At 59.5% G+C, this 652-nt stretch carries 1 protein-coding gene; it reads right to left on the bottom strand.

The genetic code is table 11. From position 1 onward, the window contains the following. Nucleotides 1-193: 193 nt before the first annotated feature. On the bottom strand, nt 194-652 hold a 459-nt coding region (locus AB1462_RS31495), incomplete at its 5' end, for an SDR family oxidoreductase (protein ID WP_367248977.1).

The following is a 652-nucleotide window of genomic DNA, read 5'->3' as shown; positions in this document are numbered from 1 at the left end:
CTGATACCATGACCAGGAGCTGCTCGTTGTCATGCCAATGGGTTTTGCCGTCGAACTCTGCGTCAGGCGTCGTTTCCACCCGTACGGCGGACACCTTGTCGCCGCAGATTCCCCGGCGCGCGGAGCCGGCCCGCATGCCAGGAACGGGAGGATAGATGTTCCAGTCGATGATCATGGCTGCGGCCTTTCCGCTTCAGATATTGGGAACCAGGCCGCCATCAACGCGGATGACCGACCCGGTTACGTAGGAGGCCTTCGTGCTGGCGAGGAATGCGACAACGTCCGCATATTCCTTCGGGTCACCGTAACGGCCGATCGGGATAGAGGCCGTGCTTCGTCGGGCGATCTCCAAAACATCGACGCCTTCGCGCTTGGCTTTCTGCTCGTCGAGATAGGTGATCCGTCCGGTCGCGATGCGCCCCGGCAGTACGATGTTGGATGTCACGCCATCGCGTCCGACCTCGCCAGCGAGCGTCTTCGACCACCCTACTAGTGAAAGCCGAAGTGAGTTGGAGATGCCGAGATTAGGGATCGGAGCGACGATACCTGATGAAGTGGAGGTAATGATTCGGCCCCACCTACGCTCGCGCATTCCGGGGAGAATAGCATCGGTGATGGCAATGACAGACAGCACCATCGAACGGAAATAGAT

The sequence above is a fragment of the Pseudomonas sp. SB113 genome, assembly GCF_040754745.1.
Classification (GTDB): domain Bacteria; phylum Pseudomonadota; class Gammaproteobacteria; order Pseudomonadales; family Pseudomonadaceae; genus Aquipseudomonas; species Aquipseudomonas grimontii.
The sequence above is the reverse complement of the archived record's forward strand: the minus strand, read 5'-3'. Positions and strand labels throughout refer to the sequence as shown.